This window comes from Paenibacillus sp. Marseille-Q9583, from assembly GCF_976954365.1.
The window spans coordinates 87,083-102,023 of record NZ_CDRJTB010000013.1; the positions used below are offsets into that span (position 1 = coordinate 87,083).

General features: G+C 40.4%; 13 protein-coding genes. 2 read left to right on the forward strand and 11 right to left on the reverse strand.

Annotated features, from left to right (window positions below; all coding sequences use genetic code 11):
- Nucleotides 1–36: 36 nt before the first annotated feature.
- From ACWNM1_RS08970 to ACWNM1_RS08985, 4 genes are all read right to left on the reverse strand, one after another.
- Nucleotides 37–612 (reverse strand): TetR/AcrR family transcriptional regulator, encoded by a 576-nt coding sequence (locus ACWNM1_RS08970; RefSeq protein WP_234531240.1) that lies wholly within the window; start codon nt 610–612, stop codon nt 37–39.
- A 165-nt stretch (nt 613–777) separates the two neighbouring features.
- Nucleotides 778–1,383, reverse strand: coding sequence for a flavin reductase family protein (locus ACWNM1_RS08975; protein ID WP_449600724.1), 606 nt, complete (start codon nt 1,381–1,383; stop codon nt 778–780).
- A 17-nt stretch (nt 1,384–1,400) separates the two neighbouring features.
- Nucleotides 1,401–2,378: a ring-cleaving dioxygenase gene (locus ACWNM1_RS08980; RefSeq protein WP_449600725.1), complete on the reverse strand. Its 978-nt coding sequence runs from the start codon at nt 2,376–2,378 to the stop codon at nt 1,401–1,403.
- A 291-nt stretch (nt 2,379–2,669) separates the two neighbouring features.
- On the reverse strand, nt 2,670–3,911 hold the full coding sequence (locus ACWNM1_RS08985) for an allantoate amidohydrolase (RefSeq protein WP_449600726.1): 1,242 nt from the start codon (nt 3,909–3,911) through the stop codon (nt 2,670–2,672).
- Between the two features lie 121 nt (nt 3,912–4,032).
- On the opposite strand from ACWNM1_RS08985, the gene ACWNM1_RS08990 reads away from it, so the two are divergent.
- The gene (locus ACWNM1_RS08990) at nt 4,033–4,908 is read left to right on the forward strand and encodes an alpha/beta hydrolase (protein WP_449600734.1); all 876 of its coding nucleotides are present in this window, start codon (nt 4,033–4,035) and stop codon (nt 4,906–4,908) included.
- A gap of 65 nt (nt 4,909–4,973) precedes the next feature.
- Here the strand turns inward: ACWNM1_RS08990 and ACWNM1_RS08995 are convergent, their stop codons facing one another.
- The 7 genes from ACWNM1_RS08995 to ACWNM1_RS09025 form a co-directional block, all read right to left on the reverse strand.
- Nucleotides 4,974–5,426, reverse strand: coding sequence for a nucleoside deaminase (locus ACWNM1_RS08995; protein ID WP_042124600.1), 453 nt, complete (start codon nt 5,424–5,426; stop codon nt 4,974–4,976).
- A gap of 14 nt (nt 5,427–5,440) precedes the next feature.
- Nucleotides 5,441–6,895, reverse strand: a complete 1,455-nt coding sequence (locus ACWNM1_RS09000) for a cytosine permease (RefSeq protein WP_449600727.1) — start codon at nt 6,893–6,895, stop codon at nt 5,441–5,443.
- A gap of 23 nt (nt 6,896–6,918) precedes the next feature.
- Nucleotides 6,919–7,869 (reverse strand): carbamate kinase, encoded by a 951-nt coding sequence (gene arcC / locus ACWNM1_RS09005; RefSeq protein ID WP_149646526.1) that lies wholly within the window; start codon nt 7,867–7,869, stop codon nt 6,919–6,921.
- Between the two features lie 31 nt (nt 7,870–7,900).
- Entirely contained in the window at nt 7,901–9,061 is a 1,161-nt protein-coding gene (locus tag ACWNM1_RS09010) for an ankyrin repeat domain-containing protein (protein ID WP_449600728.1), read from the reverse strand.
- 85 nt (nt 9,062–9,146) lie between these two features.
- Nucleotides 9,147–10,574 carry an oxamate carbamoyltransferase subunit AllG family protein gene (locus ACWNM1_RS09015; protein ID WP_449600729.1) on the reverse strand — a complete coding sequence of 476 codons (1,428 nt, stop codon included), beginning with the start codon at nt 10,572–10,574 and terminating at the stop codon, nt 9,147–9,149.
- 2 nt (nt 10,575–10,576) lie between these two features.
- A complete protein-coding gene (gene fdrA, locus ACWNM1_RS09020; RefSeq protein WP_449600730.1) occupies nt 10,577–12,124 on the reverse strand; it encodes an acyl-CoA synthetase FdrA in 1,548 nt (515 codons plus the stop codon).
- Between the two features lie 15 nt (nt 12,125–12,139).
- Nucleotides 12,140–13,006 (reverse strand): DUF2877 domain-containing protein, encoded by an 867-nt coding sequence (locus tag ACWNM1_RS09025; protein ID WP_449600731.1) that lies wholly within the window; start codon nt 13,004–13,006, stop codon nt 12,140–12,142.
- Nucleotides 13,007–13,270: 264 nt separating this feature from the next.
- Here ACWNM1_RS09025 and ACWNM1_RS09030 point away from each other — a divergent pair.
- On the forward strand, nt 13,271–14,941 hold a 1,671-nt coding region (locus ACWNM1_RS09030; RefSeq protein ID WP_449600732.1), incomplete at its 3' end, for a PucR family transcriptional regulator.

Below are 14,941 nucleotides of genomic sequence, written 5' to 3' on the forward strand. Positions count from 1 at the left end.
TAACGGAACGATCGTTCCAGAATAACCAAAAAAAATTTATATTCCTGCAATTACAAATTTTATCATCTCTTTGGCACGTTGTTGATCTTGATCTGCTTTTGCCATAATATTTATGCTTTGATGTAAATTCAGCAATAAATAAGACCACGCTTTGACATCAGTGGTTTTATCAATTTCGCCTGATTGTCGGCCTTTTTCCAAAAGCTCACAAAAGGCCTGTTCTAAATTCAAAAAACTAGTCTTTATCAATTCATTTATTTTTTCATCCCGCGACTCTAGTGTTGTAGCTGCATTCGTTACAAAACACCCGCCGGGTAGGCTCGTATCGTACGCTGAAGTAATATGTTGCTCAAAAAATTGTTGAATCCCTGCTCTAACGCTTGACGCCTGTTCAAGAATGGCCTGTCTATTGAAGCTAACCTTTTTGTAATGTTCCAGTGCGGCAATGTACAACGTTTGCTTGTCCGAAAAAGTATCGTAAAGACTAGATCGGCTAATGCCCATAACCTGCAGCAAGTCCGGTATGCTTGTTGCCTCATAACCCTTTTTCCAAAACAACAGCATCGCTTGATGTAGTGCTTGATCCTCGTTAAACTCTCTTGTCCTTGCCATGAGTAACACCTCCTGTAATGGCAATATAACATATATGGAACGATCAGTCCAGATAAACTTCGAGAGAAAACCTTACGTTTTGCTTGGCATAGCTGATGAACTATAATTAGCCCACAAAAAGACCTGCTCGGTAGGCTTCATCGCTTACGAACAGGTCTTAGTTTATTATTTGGGTCTTTCAATTTCAAAAATCTCACCAATCGTAGCGTAATTAGCTCCCGCTAAACGACTTACTGCATTTAAGGCTCTAGGGTCAATCCGCCCCTCCTGATAAATCGATTCATCGATATGAAACTGAACAATTTCGCCAATGAATAGATCACTTCCAGGTTCTTCTTCCCCTAGAGGTATCGCTTGTACAAGCTTACATTCCATTCGAACCTTTGCTTCCAATACACCAGGTACAGCTATATTTTTACTTTGGACCGGTGTAAGATTGGCAAGTTCAATTTCACTTTCTGCTCTTGGCAATGAAGCAGCGGTTTGATTGATTTTCCCAACATTCTCATCATCTACAATATGCACAACAAACTGATGATTGTTATAGATATTACGGGCTGTATCTTTTAATCGCCCCGCTGGTCTTTGAATAGACAGTGAAACCATTGGAGGATTAGACGAGACGATATTAAAATAGCTAAACGGCGCACCATTCAAAATGCCATCTTCTGATTGTGTAGTGACAAAAGCAATGGGCCTAGGAATAACAGTACCAATTAATAACTTATAATTTTCCCGCTCACTATTATGCTTTGGATCAATCGATATCAATCTCCCCAGCTCCTTCCTTACTCTTTCACGAAATCGATCGTGCTTCTAACGGTATCAATAGGGCGTACTAACTTCTCAATTTGCTCACGTTTAGGTTCCAAGAATGGTGGCAATGAAAGCTTTTCTCCAACCGTTTCGTATTCCTCATCTCCCATAAATCCAGGTCCATCTGTCGCAAGCTCAAACAGGATTTGTGGAGCAACACGTGTATACAGTGACTCGAAGAAATGACGATCCACATAGCCTGAGGTACGGAACCCAAAGTCTTCAAAATGCTTAGTCCACTCATCCAGCATCGCACGGTCTTCTACTCGGAAAGCAGCATGGTGAACCGTACCAAAACCTTGACGTGAATTCGGTAAATCCTCATTATGCTCTACAATAATTTGAGCACCGTTTCCGCCTTCGCCGACTTCAAATAAATGATAAGCCTCTTCCTGTCCGATTTCTTTAAACAGCATGACTCTTTCCAACATTTCTTTAAAATAGCTGAAGTCAGCTATACGTACAAAGATTGGTCCCAAACCAGTGATCGCAAACTCTAAAGGGATCGGTCCTTTTTGCCATGGTGTACCTGATGCGACCCCTTCATTAAATTGATCGGAGATAAGCTGATATTGCTGATCATCAAAATCTACGAAGGATAATGTCTTTTTGCCGAATTGCTCTTTAATTCCAGAATGCTTCACATCCAGGCGATCAAAACGCTTTACCCAGTAGTCTAATGCAGCATCTGTTGGTACTCGGAAGGATGTCTTGGCGATCTCATTGGTTCCGTGTACGCCTTTAGATATGTTAGGAAAGTCAAAGAACGTCATATCCGTTCCGGCACTGCCCTTATCATCTGCAAAAAACAAGTGATACGTTTGAATATCGTCTTGGTTGACGGTTTTCTTCACTAGACGCATTCCCAATACGTAAGTGAAGAACTCGTAGTTTTTCTCTGCGCTGCTTGTGATGGCTGTTACGTGGTGAATCCCTTTTAAATTTCTCATGATTATACACTCCTAAAGTTAGTTTGATTTTGTAATATAATTCCCTAGATCAAGAAAGATTAATTGAATTATCTTAACGTTAAGATATCATTCAAAAAAAATCTCTTTTCACCATTTCATCCTATTTTTCATAGAATACTATTTCAAATAATTATCTTTACATTAATTATCTTTAACTTAAGATAAATTTAACATACTCCTTTGTTGTTGTCAACAAAACACTATAGTAGATATGCAGAACAGCCATGTTCAGTATGTGAAGAAACATAATGAACATGACTGTGAAAAAATCTATGTTTGTCTTACAAACGCATAACGAAGAACAGCTTCTTCTAAAATATCAATCCCCAAAATGATATCATCTAAATCCGTATATTCATTGGGATGATGACTAAGTCCATCTACAGAAGGAACAAAGATAAGCCCTACTGGACAGAGTTTGTTCATGTTCATAGCATCATGCCCTGCCCCACTAATCATCCGTTGATTGGATATACCCTTCTCTTCACAAATGGATTCTAGAACATGACTGATCTCATCTGATAATAGGACAGGTTCCTCCGAAATGATCTCCGTACTCGCAATTTCAAGTTGTCTGCTTTCTTGTACTGAGGATATCGTTTGATATAAATGGTTTAACACACGTTGTCTGGATGCCACTGAAGTAGATCTGATATCAATTTTAATTTCCACTTCTCCCGGAACCACGTTCATAGCACCATTTAAGATGTCTATCACCCCAAGGGTCGCAACCGTTCCATATTCTTGTTCGAGTTTAGCTGCTTTTTCAAGCTCAAGTGCTATTTCTGAGGCACCCAGAAAAGCATCTTTTCTCATGTTCATAGGTGTCGTTCCAGAGTGGGATGCCTTCCCTGATATTTGAATATGAAGCCTCACGGGCGCAGCAATTCCAGTCACAATTCCAATTCTTTTATTATTGTTTATTAAGACAGGACCTTGCTCAATATGTAATTCAAAAAACGCTTTTAATTCTTCGTTCTCTCTACTCGCCTGATCAATACTGTTATAATCCAGTGCACATAGCGAAAATGCCTTTTCCATTGTAATACCGTCTTTGTCCTTCAAAGATCTATATTTCTCCTTCTGAAATAACCCTGACATTATTTTGCTGCCTACTGTTGAAATACCAAAACGCGAGGATTCTTCACAGGCAAATGAGATAATTTCGATCGGATGATCCGTTTCAATCCCTTTTTCGTTTAGACGTTTGATCACTTCCAAAGCAGCCGTTACACCCACTACACCATCGTACTTCCCACCTTGATATACCGTATCCAAGTGAGAGCCCATTACAACGGGTGGGAGCCCTTCTATCTTCCCATTTCTTCTAGCAATCACATTTCCGCAGTGATCCATCCGGATATCTAAATTTTCAGCCTTACACATCCGCATGAAAGCACTCGTACATGTCTGCTCTTCATTTGTATAGGCAATTCTAGTGATGCCCTTCTCACCTGAGTTATATTGATTAATATTATCAAATAAAGCCTGATATCTTCTCTTTCTATCCATGCCAGTATCTCCAATCCTGGGTATTCATGATTATGGTTTCATCAAAATTCGTGAATGATATACAATAGAGGTAGTGCTAGTCTTTAAAAATTACTTACTTGATGAGGTGTAATGGATAGTGATGAAGAAGACCATTATTTTTAAAGAAAATGACTCATTTACAATTAAAGCTGATTTTTATGAAACAAACCGTCCCCAAGCCCCTGCTATTGTGTACATTCACGGAGGCGGCCTACTTTGGGGTGATCGAGAAGATCTATCCGAGGAAATGATACAACTTTACACTAATAATGGCTTTGCGCTATTTTCGATTGACTATAGATTAGCCCCTAGGTCAACCCTATCTGACATCCTTGAAGATGTCCAGGATAGCCTTCTTTGGTTAGTGAATGAAGGACCAAAACAATTCTCCATTGATCCCTCAAGGATTGCTGTGGTGGGAAGCTCCGCAGGTGGTTTCCTTGCGCTGTGCACAGGAATGTTTACCCATAAGCCGCGTGCGATTGTCTCCTTCTATGGATATGGCGATATTAGCGCTCCGTGGGCACTCGAACCAAGTAAATTCTATTGTGAAAAGGATATCGTCTCCATGGAGATTGCAAAAGGTACAGTGTCCGATCAAATCATTACGAGCGCAAGCGTAGACGAGCGTTTTCTCCTCTATTTATATGCAAGACAATCCGGTCGTTGGATCGAAGAAGTGACGGGCTTGAATCCTTCTCTGCATAAGGAAGAACTCCTCAAATTCTGTCCTATTCATCATGTAACTAAGGAATTTCCCCCTACATTGTTACTGCACGGAACGAACGATGTAGATGTGCCGTATGAACAATCGGTATTCATGAGAGCTGCGCTCGTGAAAGAAGGAGTACCGGCAAAGCTTATTACTATTCCAAACGGAGAGCATGTATTTGAAAAAGATTTCGATAATCCAGTTGTGCAAAAAGCTCTTCATCAGGTGGTTGATTTTCTCCAGCTTCATCTTGCTGCTGAGTAAGTCTGTAGAAGAACAGGAAAATCCGGCACTAAAATAGTGCCGGAAAATATAGGAGACCACATGAATTATTTCTTGTTTAATTCGTGGAAATGCGTCCATAAATGATCGCAATCTTCTCTTGCTTCCACTTTAATCATATTAACAACACTCTCATCATGACCCACAAAATATTCGCGAAGGTGAATGTCAGAGAAGCCGTGCTCTTTCGCATCATCTCTTGTGCTGCAATAATGAACTTCTTTAACACCTGACCAAATAATAGCACCCATACACATCGGACACGGTTCACAGGTGGCATAAATTACACAATCCGATAAGTCCATCGTGTCTAGCTTTTTGCAAGCTTCTCGGATAGCTACCATTTCCGCATGTGCGGAAGGATCCGTGTCTCTCATCATTGTATTGCTAACCGCTGCAATCACCTCATCCCCTCGGACAATCGTTGCACCAAACGGGCCTCCAAATTTCTTGTTCATACCCTCGATCGTTGCGTCTACAGCCAATTTCATGTAATCCATTTCAAATTCCTCCTCTAGTTTAATTGGGATGATTTTAGTGTTTTGCTAAAGATGGTGTATAGAACAAACGAAACAATTAAGCCACTAAAGAAAGCAAAATCATTCATCCTAACTAGGAAGGGGATACCCTTAAGAAATGCACCTGACATAGGAAGAATGAAGCTGACTGCTAAAACAGCCATCGCAACAGGATTGTAACCATTCTTATATTCACCATTGCTACCTGCTGGGACATAAATATGGTCAAGATTTAATACTCTTTTCCGATGAATAAAGAAGCTTGAAAGCATAATACCCGCAATTGGACCAAAGATGGACCCAATAAAGCTATAGAAGTAGAATAAGGTCGTTGTACTTTCTACAAGCTTCCATGGCAAAATCAAAGTTCCAACAACGGCTGTTAAGACACCTGCGGTCTTTACAGTGAATTTTTTTGGGAAAAGAGATGACATTTGCAAGCCAGCTGGCAATAGGTTTGCAAACACTACGAAGGCAATTGCTCCTACGTTTAGCGCTAGAATCAATACAACAACCGCGAAAGTGTTTTCAATTTTATCAATGGCATGAACGATATTGAAGATCGGTTCACCAAACGCAATTTCAGTACCTGCAATTAAAGCCACACAAGTGATGGCAAAAAGAATATAAGACAAGATAAACCCTACTGGCAATCCAATCATAGCCGCTTTTGGCGATTTCGCACGATGGGTGAAGTCAGACATATTTACAACAGGACCCGCCCAGTTAGATACCAATGCACTCACGCAAGCAATAAAGACTAGTGGACTTGAAGTTGGGTTCGCCGGTACATACTCTAAAATCGGACCAAACCCTCCAGCAATCTTGATCGCCCACACCGCAGCACCAATAATAAATACATACACTACTGGGGATGACCAGTTACCGAACTTACCCAGTGTCTTCATTCCCCCTAAGAACAACAGCACAGTTGCTGTCCAAAGAATTGCGTAGGAGATCATGGTCGGGAATGCTAACCCGAATAGTGTAAACCCGCCGCCTAAACTCATATAATCCGGAATAAATCTAGCAAATATAACATTTAATGATTCTGCACCTACAACGGTTGTGGTTCCAAAGAAGACTAACCCGGCGACAAGCCCCCGTATTAATGCAGGGATTATGGCTCCTTTTACTCCAAAGGAATCACGCAGCAACATTGCGAATGGCAGCCCATATTTGGAGGCAGAATACCCATTTAAAGCATAAAATGCAGAGACAATAATGGCTGAAAGCATAACGGCAAAGAGCACCTGTGTTGTATCCAATCCTAAGACGAAGAAGCCTGCAACTGTCATATACGACATAATATTATGAACAGCACCCATCCAAAGGGTTATATAGTTGGACATTCCCCAGTCTCTTTGCTCAGGCTTCTTGGGCAGTAATTCCTCACCGTAACCGTATGATTTGTACCTATCATAATTTTGTTCCAATTTTGCTTGATCCATATCTACACTTCCCCTCGCTTAAGTTACTTCACGATATGAGTGCCTGCCTGTTCATTGATCGCATCTTTCAAGCTTTCCGGATTCGTAATAATAACCCGCGTTCCGCTGTTCTCTAAGAAGCTTAAACTCGCCTCGATTTTAGGCAGCATACTTCCTGCTGGGAAGTGATTTTCTAGCACATATTGTTTAGTCTCATCAACCGTCATTTTGGAAAGCTCTTTTTGATTCGGCTTACCATAGTTGATGCATACTCTAGACACTCCCGTTGTAATAATTAAGGTCTCCGCATGAATTTGCTCTGCTAAAAGACTCGTTGCAAAATCCTTATCGATGACTGCATCGACACCTTTGTACGTGTTATCATCAGACTTCACGACTGCGATCCCTCCACCGCCTGCAGCGACAACGACAAAGCCCCCGTCGATTAATGACTTAATCGCGTCTTTCTCCACAATATCTATAGGTCTTGGGGATGGAACTACTCTACGGTATCCTCTGCCAGAGTCTTCTACAAAACTCCATTCCGGATGTTCTTTTTTCATTTCTTCCGCTTGCTCTTTGGAAAAGAAGGATCCTACTGGTTTCGTCGGATTCTTGAAGTTAGGGTCTTCTGAGCTTACTTCGACTTGTGTAATCACCGTAGCCACATTCTTGTGGATTCCTCTAACTGCAAATTCATTAATTAAAGCTTGTTGAATTAAATAACCGATTCCGCCTTGTGTATCGGCTCCACAATTCACTAGTGGAACTGGAGACATGCCGGCAATTTCATGTGCAATCTCAGATCTTCTTAGTCCAAACCCTACCTGTGGTCCGTTACCATGAGTAACGACGACATTGTAGCCCTCTTGCACCATATCAACAATATTGACGACAACTTCTTTTACTGCTTCAGATTGGTCATGAATCGAATCCAGACCATTTTCCTTGACCAATGAGTTCCCGCCAATAGCAACGATTACAGTCTCTTTCATCTGATGCCTCCTATGTTGCAATTCTTATGCGCTAACCGAGTAACTCAAGAGATTGCTTTTTGTGTGAGTGATATAACGGATTTGTTGGATCATTCTTAATTGCGTTCTCGATAGCCTTAATAGCTTCTATATGCTTACCAAGCGATCTTAGACTGTTCGCCTTATGGAAGGAGAAGTCATATCTATTCGGCTGAAGCGCTAGCAGCTTATCCATCTCGATAACTGCTTCTTGGTGTCTCCCAAGTTCTCTTAAATAATTAGATTTGTGATAGCGATAGAACGTTTCATTAGGTGCCAGCTCACAGGCTTTATCATATTCCTGAAGAGCTTCCTCCGGTTTTTTCCACAGTCTTAAACAATTCGCTGTATAGAAATAAAATTCTAAATTTGCACGATCCATAGATAAAACGCTTTCATAGCATTGAAGTGCCTCTTCGTATCTCTTTAATTCCTGCAAGAAATAACCTTTATAATAGATGAAATCCAGGTTGTCAGCATCCACTTCCAGCGCCCTGCCCATGACAGATATAGCTTCTTCATATTGATCGTTGTTAGCAAGAGCCTTTGCCTGCTTCACATATTCATTATTTTCTTGGAAGCCTTGTTCTAGAATCTTCACGACTTTATGTTGACCGTTCTCTTCGGCATGTTGTAGGGATGAGAGCCCATCTCGATCAGGCAAGTGCACATCTGCTCCTGCACGAACAAGCGCTTCAATAATGTCAGAATATAGTCGTCCGCCATTCCCCAATATGACTGCTTCAAGTAGGGCTGACCAGCCTAAGTCGTTGACATGATTCACTGGAACCCCAGCATCAATACACACTTCTACTGTTTTTAAATAGCCCTTTTCGCTCGATGGTAACAGCGCTGTTCCTCCAAATCGATTCACACTCTTCAAATCAGCTCCACCAGCAATCATGAGACGCAGGATTTCATAAAAGCCATTTGCTGCTGAGCAAATAAACGGTGAGAGTTGTGTAATATCTCTAGTGTTCACGTCACTTCCTGCTTCTATTAATCTTTTAGCAATCGCGATTTGATTGTTCTGAGTTGCCGCCATTAACGCTGTTCGCCCTGCAGCATCTTTATAATCAACAATGGCACCTTCGCCTAATAGTTTCTCAACAGAAGGCAGTTCTCCCTGTTCACTCGCCTCAATAAGTTTTGTATTCAAGGATAGACTATCCAAAATTGTTCACTCCTTCACAGCCTAGCACGAAGATGTTCGTCTAGTTCGAAATAAGAATGGCGGGCTAAGCAAGTTAGCCCTCTTCTTATTTAATCTTTTCACTTAATGCAAGTAATGCTTGTTCAAATGCTTCAATTGGAGGGTTAACGATACCTGCACCAATCATTCCAATCCCCGCATCTTTATGTGCAATGGCTGTATTAATAATTGGCATAATTCCTGTTTGAATGACTTTTTGAATATCAATACCTGTTGGAATCCCTATAAAGTCAAGCATTGGAATCGTCACATTAGGATTTTCAGTGGTTGTGATTTCTGCCATTTTTGTGGTGTAGCTGATTGCATCATCAACGGTACCCCCCACAAGCGAAACAATAGCCGGTGCAGTTGCCATAGCAAATCCGCCAATTCCATAGGTCTCCGTAATCGCACTGTCACCAATATCAAGACCAGAATCCTCAGGTTTGTAACCAGCGAACATAGGACCTATTACTTGTTGTGCAGGACCTGTAAACCACACGTTTCCAGCGATTCCACTCACGCGGATACCGAATTCTACTCCGTTACGAGCCATTGTGGTAACAATGGTACTATTCTCAATACCATGCGCAGCATCAAGGGCACATTTACAAAGCGCCATCCATGTCGGACCCGAGAAATAGTCGCTGCTGCTAACGAATTCAAACACTTCTTTTTTCTGTTCAACAGTGAAATCGGTTTGGATAATATAAGGCGTTAGTGCTTGAATGAGCAGGGTTGTTCCAGCTACATTTCGGTTATGACACTCGTCCCCCATATGAAGGGCTTGTGAGAGCATTAGGCGCAAGTCAATCCCATTTGGATTAAGTTTCATCGCATCTCTTAAAATAGGACCCAATACATCTCGCATCCAAATCAAACGCTGGATAACACTCTCGTCATTGGCACCCATACGAAGGATTTTGGACATTTGTTCACTTAAATTTGTATAGGCAATATTTCCATAAGTTTTATTCTCAACAATATGCATAAACATGGAAGCCGATGTTACACCAGCCATGGAACCAACACAGTTATGTTCATGACATGGCGAGAAAATAATCTCTCCAGACTCGGCTAGTACAGCTGCTGCTTCAATATTGGGGGCAAGCCCTTCAAATACAATAGCCCCTGTCACCGCACCTTTCATCGGACCATTCATTCGTTCCCAAGTGATTGGCGGGCCAGCATGTAAAATTGTATTTTTCGTCATACCAGGAACCACATTGATCGCTTGGTCAAAGCCAATCAGTACCGGTTGCGAGTTAATAATTCGCTCAACAGCCTCTTTGTTAGCAGCTTCAATCTTATCTGTAACACTTGGGTCTTCAAGCTTATCCAGCGCAGCAATTAATTCTGGATTCCCTCTGCCTGGCGGCGTCCACTCCAAGTGAGTTACATTCGCGTTTTGTTTTAATAAATCATCTCTAAAGTTCGCAATGCCTACATTTATAACATTTAGTTTATTCGTAAAAAGTTCATTGATTTTACTCATGACTATTCTCCTTTCACAACGAATTCTCTTGCTAGTAGACCTGCGTTCTGACTGCTGCTAGCATGTGTAGCACCAGAAGCTAACAATTTATTAATTTGACCTTCGATATTTTGACTATCTAGCTCTGTTCCAAGAATGTATCCAATAATCTCTAGATGTCTTCCTTCATCTTCAGCGGCTTGCTTCGCTTCGATAATCGCTGGAAGCATTGCGCCTACAGGATCTTCGTGCGCTCCGAAGCCTAGAACAAAGTCCATCACAATAACACCGACAGAAGGATCTTTTGCTTCTTGAATAAATCTTTCAATCCGAGTGGATGGATCTATCATAGGATGTGGTTTGCCTTGTGTAAATTGGTCGTCTCCGAAGTCAATAAAGGTATGATCTTGGCTTACTCTAACATCTTTTAAGCGATATTCAGGATCTCTCTGAATGTTACTGTAGACATTATCGAATTTCTCCATAGCAATGTGCATCGCTTCATCACAGAGCGTACCGCCACTAAATAGTCCACGGATATATTTTTGCTCAGGATTTAACTTCGCACGTACTTCTTCAATAAGCGGAAGATTTAACGCACGTTTGTTAAGCTTCGATTCGTCTGCTCCAGCTAAAAGTACCGCCTTAAGTGCAGCTTCTTTTGACATTTTTGCAAAGTGACCGCCAGCTTGGGTGACCTTTTCTTCATTCCCACCCACAAACCAAACCACGACTGGTTTCTTACATTGTTTAATTTGTGCTAGTACTTTCTCTTCTACACTTGGTGCTGGTGGTTTAGAGACGAGAACAATAACCTTTGTTGCATCGTCCTCTTCTAACGCTTTAATTCCGGCCAGCATCATAATGCCGCCAACCTCTTCACTTAGATCTCTGCCGCCCGTACCGATCAACTGTGTGATTCCACCGCCAAATTCATGAATACGAACCGTTACCTCTTGGCTACCTGTTCCTGATGCCCCAACGATCCCGATATTGCCTTTTCTCACAGCATTTGCAAAGCACAAAGCGACATTACCAATAATCGCAGTACCACAGTCTGGCCCCATCATTAGCAAGCCTTTTTCTTGGGCTAAAGTCTTTAATTGAATTTCATCTTCAATACTTACATTGTCGCTAAACAGCATGACGTGAAGATTATTTTCAAGCGCTTTTCTTGCTTCTCTAGGAGCGTAGTTCCCATTTACGGCAATAATCGCTAAGTTAGCTTCTGGATTACCGTTTACTGCCGAGGAAATTGTTGAGTATTTAACCTCACTTTTTCCTTTAGATGTATCTTTCTTTTTCGTTAATAATTCATTGATGCTTTCAAAAGCGCCCTCACAAAGCTCTTCAGAGGCTGCCTTCACAATAATTACTAAGTCACTTGTTTTGGCACTTTCTACTTCAGGTGTCATCAAGCCCACATTTCTAATGACCTCTTTATTCATTTCAGTACCCATTGCAATAATGGCTTGTTCTACGATTTCGATCTGATTCGCTTTAGTTGAGAGTGACATCAAAGATACGGAATCGATATAAGTATTTGGTTTTACTAAAACTTGAACAGTCATATTTGTACCTCCCATTTACATGTTCATTTCCAGACCCGCAATAATTCCTAGGGCTATATCTGTACCCGAAGTGGAGCCTATAGCTAATACCCTACGTAAAGAACAGTTTAATTCCTCTTCGCTACCTCTAAATAATGCCTCCATTAAATCAATAATGGACTCTCTTACCTGACCAACGGCTGCTTTAGCTAATGCCATATAGCTGATATCATTGGTTAAAGCTTTCGCATGTAAGACGACTTCTTCACAAAACGATTGGTATTGAAAATATCGATGATTTTCGGTGCCCATGACGGTAAACAATCCCACCAAGAAATCATCACCGGCTGGCGTTAAGCCTGGTCCAAGGCCTATGAGCGAAGTTGCATGTGTGATCGCAGTAGAAATTCGCTTGTTTTGCAATTCCGATACAAGTAACTGCGTCCGTTCATGAAGCATTCTAGACATTTCATCGTCAAAAGGATTGCCGCTCTTGAAAGCCCTTTCAATTCTGCTGTTATTTCCGTGAAGTTTGATATATTGCTTCATGGTGGATACATTCATTATTAAGACATCAGCTTCTGAAGGATATCTAGGCAGTTCACAATTCCATTTCTTAACACCATTCATTGTGATAGACATCTTATTAGCAATTGATAAAACGGAATGATCCGAACTTACAATGTCATTCACCCTAATATCTGCTTCTTCAAAGTGTTCTAAGTCAATAATAAGTGTATTAGGAGCATTATCGATTCCCTTACACGCAATAGTATACAGATCTCCACGATCCAAACATTGAATATTGAGTGTGCGATTAAACGTGCTATGAACAAAACCATGAAACTTATGATGAGTGATTTGTTGAATAAAATCGCCATCACCGGATTTTGCAAATCTCACTAGCGTCACCTCTGTTTTAATTCCTTATATTTTCAAAAAGGTGATTGACCTCCTTTTCACTACAACAAACGGATGAATGCATTGAATAATATGATTTGGTTACATCGTACAAAGGCAACGATTAGTGTAACTACCTTACGCACTTAATATATAATATACTGGTAGGGATCGTCATCGTTTAAGCGAACCAAAAAGAGTGCATCCTATTTGTGCATGTTATACAAGCGAATGTGTTAAAAGTGTGTCTGAGGAGCGTGCCAAAAATTGCTAACCGTTAAAGACTTAATGAAGATCAAGGCTATAGAGGGAATAAAGATCGTGGCTGGAGAACAAGGAATTGATAAATCCATATCCATTGTTAACATTATAGAGAATCCTGATGCCTTTGACTGGCTTTCACCTAACGAACTACTCTTATCAACAGGCTATATCTTTAAAAATAATGCAGAATTACAAAACCGAATAATTAAGGAGCTTGCAGAGCTTAACTGTTCAGGATTGGTTGTGAAAATGAAACGGTACTTTGACAAGCTTCCACAGAACATGATTGATGAAGCCAACAAGTATGGGTTACCCCTTCTGGAACTGCCCTTTGAATATACACTCTCTAACATGATCTCGATCATTAATGAGAAGGTTTCCGGAAGATATGATCTGCTCAATAGAAAGACTTTAGATATACATAACTTATTCTTCAAAATCACCCTCGAAGGCGGTGGTATTGCCAAAATAACTTCCATGTTATCCGAAACGACTAGTAACCCTATTATTGTCGTAGACAAGGATTGGCGATTAATACATTACACAGAACATGCGAAGAACAACAGTCCACTCGAGTATTATCTTGATTTTTCAAATCGACAGCCAGTTTTTAATAAAGCGTTCATCGATACCATTCCTACCAATCTAAATGAAATGAAAAAGTCTATTAAGAGGACCTATCATTCAGAAGGTGCAGAAATAAAATGTCGAGTGATTCCTGTCGCTGCTTCTAACTATATTTATGGCTATATTGTGATTTGGCAGACAGTGCAAGAACTATCAGAATTTGATTACATTATTTTGCAGCAAGCCTCCACCATCATGGCACTCGAGCTGATCAAAGCAAAGGAAATTAGCGAACTTGAAATAAGAATTAAGCAGGACTCCATTGATGATTTACTTTCGGGGAAAATATCATCCCATGAAGCGCTGCAAACCTTATGTTATTTACATGGATTAAATCCGAGCTATATGTATTACAGTATGGTGATAAATATTGAAATGAATGAAGCAGACAAGTTTGAAGATATGATTATCGGAAAGTACAAAATGGAGTCCATTGCAAAAAAATGTGTGGACATCATTTATGACTTGTCACATAAAGCGATTGGAGAAATAAAGTGCTTTTATAGAAATAATAGAGTCATCATTCTAGTAGGGCAAAATGAAGAAAGACCTCCTGTTTCGATTAATGATGCCAAGGTATATGCAAATGAACTGCTTGAGGTACTTATTGAAAGAACGAAGGAAACTCTCTTAATAGGCATTGGTCAGCAATACAGTACAATCAGCTCGCTGCATAATAGCTTTTCTGAGGCGAACGAAATGATTAAATTGATGCAACAAAAAAGCCTTCAAAACAAGGTCTCACATTTCGAGGATTATTCGGTTTACCACCTGTTGGAAGCCAATATCAAAGTCGTTGCCTTAGAAGAATTTTTCCGGAAGTGTCTAGGTAAAGTGTTTGATCATGATCAATTACATGGTACAAGTTATATGTTAACTTTGGAAAATTACTTTATTAACAATCTTAATGTCACCGAAACTTCAAAGGCTATGTTTTTACACAGAAACACACTTATCTATCGCATCGAGAAAATAAAGGAAATCCTAAATCTGGACTTAAAACATTCTGAAGAATTACTACGAATTCAAATAGCGCTAAAGATATTT

What these genes read in the sequence shown, in the direction of transcription:
- ACWNM1_RS08970 (WP_234531240.1), bottom strand. Translation starts at nt 612, where the DNA reads ATGGCAAGGACAAGAGAGTTTAACGAGGATCAAGCACTACATCAAGCG.
- ACWNM1_RS08980 (WP_449600725.1), bottom strand. Translation starts at nt 2,378, where the DNA reads ATGAGAAATTTAAAAGGGATTCACCACGTAACAGCCATCACAAGCAGC.
- ACWNM1_RS08985 (WP_449600726.1), bottom strand. Translation starts at nt 3,911, where the DNA reads ATGGATAGAAAGAGAAGATATCAGGCTTTATTTGATAATATTAATCAA.
- ACWNM1_RS08990 (WP_449600734.1), top strand. Translation starts at nt 4,033, where the DNA reads ATGAAGAAGACCATTATTTTTAAAGAAAATGACTCATTTACAATTAAA.
- ACWNM1_RS08995 (WP_042124600.1), bottom strand. Translation starts at nt 5,426, where the DNA reads ATGGATTACATGAAATTGGCTGTAGACGCAACGATCGAGGGTATGAAC.
- ACWNM1_RS09000 (WP_449600727.1), bottom strand. Translation starts at nt 6,895, where the DNA reads ATGGATCAAGCAAAATTGGAACAAAATTATGATAGGTACAAATCATAC.
- arcC (WP_149646526.1), bottom strand. Translation starts at nt 7,869, where the DNA reads ATGAAAGAGACTGTAATCGTTGCTATTGGCGGGAACTCATTGGTCAAG.
- ACWNM1_RS09015 (WP_449600729.1), bottom strand. Translation starts at nt 10,574, where the DNA reads ATGAGTAAAATCAATGAACTTTTTACGAATAAACTAAATGTTATAAAT.
- fdrA (WP_449600730.1), bottom strand. Translation starts at nt 12,124, where the DNA reads ATGACTGTTCAAGTTTTAGTAAAACCAAATACTTATATCGATTCCGTA.